The sequence below is a fragment of the Novacetimonas pomaceti genome (assembly GCF_003207955.1).
In the GTDB taxonomy this organism is placed as follows: Bacteria; Pseudomonadota; Alphaproteobacteria; order Acetobacterales; family Acetobacteraceae; genus Novacetimonas; species Novacetimonas pomaceti.
Map to the genome: position 1 here is coordinate 1 of NZ_NOXG01000047.1, position 7,159 is coordinate 7,159.

The window sequence follows — 7,159 nt, forward strand, 5'->3', positions numbered from 1 at the left end:
GGGCAGGAAAGCCTGGTTGTTCGCCGGGTCCGATCGTGGCGGAGAGCGCGCCGCCGCCATGTATTCCCTGATCGTCACCGCGCGTCTGAACGATGTCGATCCCCACGTATGGCTCGCCGATGTCCTGGCACGGATCAATGACATCCCCAATCCACGCCTCCATGAACTCCTGCCCTGGCACTGGAAAGCCCACCAGCAGGTCCACAATACCATCGCCGCCTGAATACGCCCGCGTCTCTCGCCGGATGATTACTCTGAATCGAACGGGTCTGCTTTTCAAATCATAACTGACTGTAATGCGGCGAAAATCGAGCTTTTACTCACCAACTGTTTTGCGAAGGTCAGAGAAACGCATCAAGCCGATGCAGCAGTTCTGCCGGTGCTTCTTCCTGCGGACTATGACCACAGTCGATCGCGTATCCCCGCACGTCCACGGCTTTTTCGCGCCATGTCTCGACAACATCATATAGCGCGCCCACGGTGCCGCGTGCGCCCCACAGAGCCAGTAATGGAGCCTCAATCCGCCTGTCTGCATCAGCTGCATCATGGACGAGATCGATGCCTGCTGCAGCGCGGTAGTCTTCGCATGCTGCATGACGCATTGCCGGGTCGGCGTAGCATCGACGATATTCGGCCATGACACGCGGATCGACCGATCCTGATATCTTGATCTGTCCTGCAATGTGGCTTTCGAGAAAGAAGTCCGGATCCCCACTGATCAGCCTTTCAGGCAGGGGGGCGGGCTGTATCAGAAAAAACCACCAGAAATAGCGTCGGGCGAATTCCATATTGGTCCGGGCATACATCGTTGCTGTCGGTGCGATATCGATCAGCACCAGTTTTTCCACCGCTTGCGGTGCATCCAGCGCCATGCGGTGCGCCACCCGTCCGCCCCGGTCATGCCCGACAACCATGAACCGTTCAAATCCAAGCTGGTGCATGACGCCAACCAGATCAGCCGCCATGGCCCGCTTGGAATAGTTGGCGTGATCCGTCCCACCTTCAGGCTTGGCGCTATCACCGTAACCCCGCAGATCTGGGGCCACGATGGTAAAACGTTTCGCCAGTGCGGGCGCAACCTTGTGCCAGGTCAGATGCATCTGCGGATGACCATGCAGCATGAGCAGCGGTGGTCCGTTTCCGCCGGTAGCCGTGCGGATCCGCACGCCATTCACCTCGATATCCCGCCAGCTAAAGCCCGGCAATAGATCGGGGAATTTCCTGATTGCGGTCATGCTTTTACCTGCATTCGTCCAGTGGCACACAGCAAAAAAGCAGAATATCAGGAAACCAGTGTTTCCCCTGTTGAAGACTTGTTGATGACCAATCCGCAGACGACGCAATGACTTTCGAAGCCGCAGGCATCTCTGGCTATGCCTCGAGAACGCGGCTGATATCGTCATGGGCCACTGTGCCCTTTAATTACTAATCAGTCCAATGAGTAGTCGGCCTACCAAAAACAAAAAGGACGGTCAGCAAAAAACACTCTAACCAGCAATGATTGCAGAACCGTTGGCATGCCGATGACATCACGTTTACAGTCATCAGGTACACAAGCAAGACCGTCCTATCGACACGCAGTGCCTCCACGAGCTACATGCCCAGCCTGCTTGTTCTGAAATCGCTTAGTTCTCTCAAACGCGCCCCAGCACGTATTTCGGACACAAGGCACATACACTCGTGCAATGGTGACCCAGCATTACCACTCAGACCCAGCACTGGTAATTCACGCAGAAACAAATCTGATACGCTGACTGCTGCAGGTTACGCATCCTAAGCAAAAGTTCATTCTTGAACGGGCCAGTAGCGATCCGTCAGCAGTTTAACTGCCTCCTCCATCTCTTCGCGAGAACGTAGTTCCGCCAGCATGAAAGTGACCTGCAAACGCTTAGGCGACTTCGCATCTATTTTTACGATCTCTTTGCCATCCGTATCGCGAGTGATAGCAACGGCGCCACGTTTAGGCGAGCGCGCGCTGCCGCGACGTAGATGTCCCAGTTCCGTTGCTACCGCACTCTCGAGTTCGCGAGCCACTGCAGCAGGTTCCACAAGGTAGTTCTGATCTTTGCTTCGCAACGCAGCAATACGTTCAGCAGCCTCGTAGACCACTTCGCGTGATGCACTGTCTTTAATAAGGGGCTTTATCTGCATCACATGCTTAAGCCGAATATCATGCGGGCTAACAAATGCCCGAGTGACTGCTTCAGGCAATCTAGCAAGGTCGAGGTACCGGCTTAACCATGCTTCAGAGACGTTCAACCGATCTGCCATCGTTTTTTGGCGACCATGATAGTACCGATCCAGACCCAACAAGTAATCCTTTGCGCGCTCGTAATCGGTAAGATCCTCACGCGCCCTATTTTCTAGGTCCGCAATACGGAAGGCTTCCTCGTCCTCCATTTCACGAGGCTCAACAAGGAACTTAATGTCACGATAATTATTGGCGTTAAGCCACGAAACAGACCAATGCCGGCGTGCGCCACAGATCACTTCGAAATCAAAATCTGGGTTGTTGGTCAATCGCCGAACGATGGCCGGAACTTCTTGGCGTCCCTGCGCACGAATGCTTTCGATAAGTTCGCGACAGTTTTCATAGGACAACGCGGCGTAATCACGATTATGACCCTCCCACATTTTGCATCGTGCAGGGTCAATAAACTCGTGAGTACGAGTAACAACTTTACCGCTAGCAACTTCTGCTAATCGGTTAGTACGATCATTAATGATTGACCGATTTGGACGAGACTGGCCTTGTCTACCGGTTACGCCTGAAATTGCAGCTGTTAAGCCGTCCGCAAAAGCCCTGTTTTTCCCCGACATTTATCCCTCCTTTTTCACATTACTCGACCTGCAAAAAGTTCGAATAATGCTTTGAAAATGCGTGCTTCGCTTCTCGCTCCGCCACCAATCCAAAATTGCAACGTTGCAATTTTCAGAAATTGACGATTTGAGAGAGTTCAATGAACCGCCATCTCCAAGAAAAAATTACACCAGTCCTTCCTTGCGAAGCCGCTCCTGATGACTAGGCCACATTCCCCGAATATCCGTTTCAAGCTCCTTACACACTGCGTTCAGATAGGTAAGGCAGCGATCACGAACCGACTTGCTTGTGATCGCTCCTTGCTGTTCGTACACAGTCATGAGTCGAGCTGTGGCATTGTCGATTTCAGCAGAATTTTTCAGAGGGGCTCTAACTAGATGATGGCCGAAAATAGCCTGCATCAGCTTGATAAGTTCCTTGTGAATCGATTTGTTCTCTTCTACCCGAGAAGCCACGAATTTGAGAAACTCTAGAGAAGGAGCCCTGTCAAACTGCGCTAGCGTCCGCAATGTCTCCTCCAGCATCGACAGGAAGGCCGTCGTTGACGAAAAGTCCATAATTGTCGGGGGCACCGGAACGACCAATGCATTTGCTGCCCTCAGCACAGAAAGCGAGATTGCTCCCAAGGCAGGAGGAGGATCCATAATTATAACGTCAAAATTTGGCGCTATAGACGCCAGCCCTACCGACAACCGATCCACAAGCCCAGGCTCGCCCTGAGCCATCCGCGCGGCGATTTCATACTCAGATTGAAACAGCCGAAGATTAGACGGTATCAGATATAGACCATCGAAATGCGTAGGTTTGAGCGCGTAGCTCAGTGACGAACGTTCATCGTGCCGCAAAAACGGATAAAGCGTCTCATCCTCAGTAAGGTCTAAATCTGGCACGTAACCAAAGAGCGTTGTTGCTGACGCTTGGCTATCACAATCGATCAGCGCCACGCGATAGCCTTGGATCGCGAGATATTGCGCAAGGTGAACAGCAACCGTTGATTTCCCGACACCGCCTTTAAAGTTTTGAACAGCTATGATTGCCGGCGGGTCGCCTGGATCACGCCACGGACGCGTGCCAAAGATCCCGCGCATGTCGTTGACCTGTTCAAGCGTATATCCCACACGCCTGTTATTGGCTCCCCGTTCAGGTTTGGGTAGACGACCATCCTTTTCTGCGTCGCGTATGGCTGCGGGCGTCCGGCCTACGAGTTCTGCAGCCTGGCCAATCTGAAATGTCGGTTCTCGTCGCTCGCCGGCTCGCGCGGCAACAGCGCTTTCCCTCAAATTCTCCAGAACTGCCGCGGCCTTATCCGCCAGCCCTTCAACCATTTGGAGACTCGTATATCCGGCTTGCTCGAGATCAGCTGTCATAAATCTTTCTTTCGATAAACGTCCGTCGTGCACTAACTTTCGATTTCCAATGGATAATGTCTATCTTTTCGAAAGTCGATACTTAACTCGATAGCCATTCCCTTTTTTTAATGCCGACAAAGCGCGACGATCATGTGCCGGATTAGGTAGCGAACATAAAAACCGAAAAGATGAGTGTCCTGACCTCTTGGGGGAGCATGTGATAAGATGTACGAGGTATCCTGACCTTATGGGGGATGCCAATCAGCGCACGTCGCTATCCTGACTTCTTGGGGGGAGGCAAGGTACAAATGCTTACCCTGACCTCGTGGGGGATATTTGTCCCTGCATCAATGAGAACAGCGGAACACTGAATTCCACCCCTAGCCAAATGCAATAGCTTCCAGTCGAGCATATCTCGGTGGCGCTGCCAAAATAAGCAACCAGATCAGGCCTTCAGTTACCCAGTCACTTTCGCTTTAATCTTTAGTGAGCTTTTTTTTTCGAAACTTTCTTTGCCACATATTAGAGATTGCAACATTGCAATTTGGGACAAATACGTTCAGTTGCCTCAGAGACATCGGCATAGTGCTGTCAGCTGGGTTACCCATACCGTCGCTTAGTGCCGACCGGGCAGGTCAGTTACTTGTGGAAAAAGGCTAGTAACCTCGCGTTTTTCGCAAGGAAATCCATATACCTTCAAACAATTGCAACGTTGCAATCCACCCACACTGGGCAATCATCTGGCGTGGAACATCGTCATGGCAGCCACGGCAGCTATGAACGAGATCTAAAAAAGAGACGAAAGCCCGTTAAACTGCGAATCGCACTCATAGATTTCATTAAAAAACACGCGCAAGTCCCATAGATACCGGTTTGCGACCGTCAACATGAAAGTTCTTAAAATAACGTGTGGATACTTCCCAAAACTAGCTATCTTAACTGACCGTCCCCCACGAGGTCAGGTTAGATCCCCCACGAGGTCAGGTTACTATCCCCCAAAAGGTCAGGCTAGGTCCCCCACGAGGTCAGGAAATGCTCTAAAAGTCGTTGGTTTTCCTAGTATTTTTTGTCTTGAATCAGAATCACTTGAATAGAATCAGAATCCCCCGCAGCACGCTGCGGTCGTGTTTATAAAAATCTTCATAAGAAACCTTACTTCTCAGCACCATACGCGGCCGCGAGAAGGCGCTAAGATCCCCAATTTCCGCTTCACCTGACCTTATTCTCATTCTAAGGTCAGGATACGAATCGTTCGTCCCGTTAGGTGCTGGATAACCCGCCCATGCAATACGCATCCGAAAGTGATGAAGCTCCAAAGCGCGCCATGCGTGTTGCTCGCGCTCTACAGCATAAGGGTGCCGATGAGTTCGCCAAACCTGGACACCTTGTAGAGATACGTTTCGTCAGAGGCCAATCGCTAAGCCTGACTGCATCACGTCTACTCGCGTTGATGATCCTTGTAGCCGGTGGCGATGCTTGGAAGCCAGTGGTCCACCGCATGCGCAAAGCAGACATCAGGCGAGGTCACAAAGGTAACGAACGCATAAGTGACATGCTTGAAGAACTGCATGGTACTCTATTTGCCGAAGACGACATTTCCTGGCGAGGTAAAAAAGCGACGCGACGATTTTCTCTGATTGCCTCTTCAAGGGAAGAAGTTGAAGACACAGAGCCTGGAAAAGAAGTCGGTTGGATCGAGTGGGAATTTACTCCTGATGCCCGAAGACTAATCCAAGAGTCTGAAACCTATGCGGTCATGAATCGCACCGCTGTATTGGGTTTTCGTTCGGCTTACGCGCTTAAACTTTACGAAATCGGGGCCTTGCGCGTGAAGAGACGTCAAACCGTGTGGAAAGGTGACGTCATCGCATTTCGTGCTGCCTTAGGGATCTCACCTAACGTCTATAAAGACTTTGCTCAGTTGCGGCGAAAAGTATTGACCGTTTGCAAGAATGAAATCGACGAACTGGCGCATTTTACGGTCGAGTGGACGGAAATAAGACAAGGAAGAGCAGTAAGAGAACTCGAGATTGTTTTCCAACCTAAGGAAACCCCAAAGGTCATAGATCATCAAACGACTACACGCGAATTAGAAACACAACGCAATCAAGTAGTACGACCCGCGGCTGCGAAAAGCGATGGGCAGGTAATGTTCCCAGCCGGTTCTCTCCAGTTTGGAGCCGACCAAGAGATATTCGCTAGAATAGCGCGTTCCTCTGGCGGGGGCTGGGATATCGACCTGATTGCCGATGCATTCCGAGACCATCTCGGTGAGCGACTTGGCAAGCTGCATGGTTCCAAGCTTAAAGCGGCATGGAAAGGCTTTTGCGAAAGTTATCACAACCGTCGAGGCAATCCGTAAACGTGAGCCGAGAACGCTTCTATAACGCTAGAAATGCGAAATAGGGCGCGATAACGCAGGTCGTCTCTATGTCAATTTAGAGGTTTCTCAAAAATTGCAACGTTGCAATTTTCCAGCGACAATCCATTTTAACTATCGGTCGACTGTGAAAATTTAAACGACTGCAACATAGCGATCGGACATGCGACTACCCGCTTTTTCGTAAGATTCAAGCTGAACGGGTGGTAAGTCTGCTTCCAGAAGAAGAATAAGATTAAGAGATTAGTCCGCAAAGTCATTTAGGGATTGGCACCAGATCGACCAGCACGCCGCAAGGGGGAGCTCCTCCCCGTGCTCGGCGTCTACGTCGCCTGCGCGCGGGTCCGGTGCTGCCGCTACGCGGCACCCTTGCCCCGCACTGCCCGACCCGGTTGCAATGAGAGCTGAAGGAAAGAGTAATCAGGCGACACAACCTGATTAGCACGCCCGTTCCTGACATCCCGAAAACCTGACCCGGAAACATCCCGGCCTGCAGAGGCAGCGCCGGGCGCCGGCGTTTGTACGGAGCACGGCCATGTCGTTCCAGCTCAACCTCTTCGGCACAACCGCTCTCGCAGATACCCAGAACGACCTTTTCTGGGGCGAACT

At 51.7% G+C, this 7,159-nt stretch carries 5 protein-coding genes; 2 read left to right on the plus strand and 3 right to left on the minus strand.

Features of this window, described 5'->3' with window-relative positions; genetic code table 11:
• Window positions 1-223 (plus strand): transposase domain-containing protein (locus CFR71_RS14845; RefSeq protein ID WP_133251179.1); only part of this gene is annotated, 223 nt, incomplete at its 5' end.
• A 118-nt stretch (window positions 224-341) separates the two neighbouring features.
• Here CFR71_RS14845 and CFR71_RS14850 read toward each other — a convergent pair.
• The 3 genes from CFR71_RS14850 to CFR71_RS14860 form a co-directional block, all read right to left on the minus strand.
• Window positions 342-1,235 (minus strand): alpha/beta fold hydrolase, encoded by an 894-nt coding sequence (locus CFR71_RS14850; protein ID WP_110532094.1) that lies wholly within the window; start codon window positions 1,233-1,235, stop codon window positions 342-344.
• Between the two features lie 550 nt (window positions 1,236-1,785).
• Window positions 1,786-2,820, minus strand: coding sequence for a ParB/RepB/Spo0J family partition protein (locus CFR71_RS14855; RefSeq protein WP_110532096.1), 1,035 nt, complete (start codon window positions 2,818-2,820; stop codon window positions 1,786-1,788).
• 165 nt (window positions 2,821-2,985) lie between these two features.
• The gene (locus tag CFR71_RS14860; protein WP_010512186.1) at window positions 2,986-4,188 is read right to left on the minus strand and encodes an AAA family ATPase; all 1,203 of its coding nucleotides are present in this window, start codon (window positions 4,186-4,188) and stop codon (window positions 2,986-2,988) included.
• A 1,264-nt stretch (window positions 4,189-5,452) separates the two neighbouring features.
• On the opposite strand from CFR71_RS14860, the gene CFR71_RS14865 reads away from it, so the two are divergent.
• Window positions 5,453-6,532, plus strand: coding sequence for a replication initiation protein (locus CFR71_RS14865; RefSeq protein WP_181418266.1), 1,080 nt, complete (start codon window positions 5,453-5,455; stop codon window positions 6,530-6,532).
• Window positions 6,533-7,159 lie beyond the last annotated feature (627 nt).

Coding starts and splice junctions, on each gene's coding strand:
- CFR71_RS14850 (WP_110532094.1), bottom strand. CDS start 1,235: ATGACCGCAATCAGGAAATTCCCCGATCTATTGCCGGGCTTTAGCTGG.
- CFR71_RS14855 (WP_110532096.1), bottom strand. CDS start 2,820: ATGTCGGGGAAAAACAGGGCTTTTGCGGACGGCTTAACAGCTGCAATT.
- CFR71_RS14860 (WP_010512186.1), bottom strand. CDS start 4,188: ATGACAGCTGATCTCGAGCAAGCCGGATATACGAGTCTCCAAATGGTT.
- CFR71_RS14865 (WP_181418266.1), top strand. CDS start 5,453: ATGCAATACGCATCCGAAAGTGATGAAGCTCCAAAGCGCGCCATGCGT.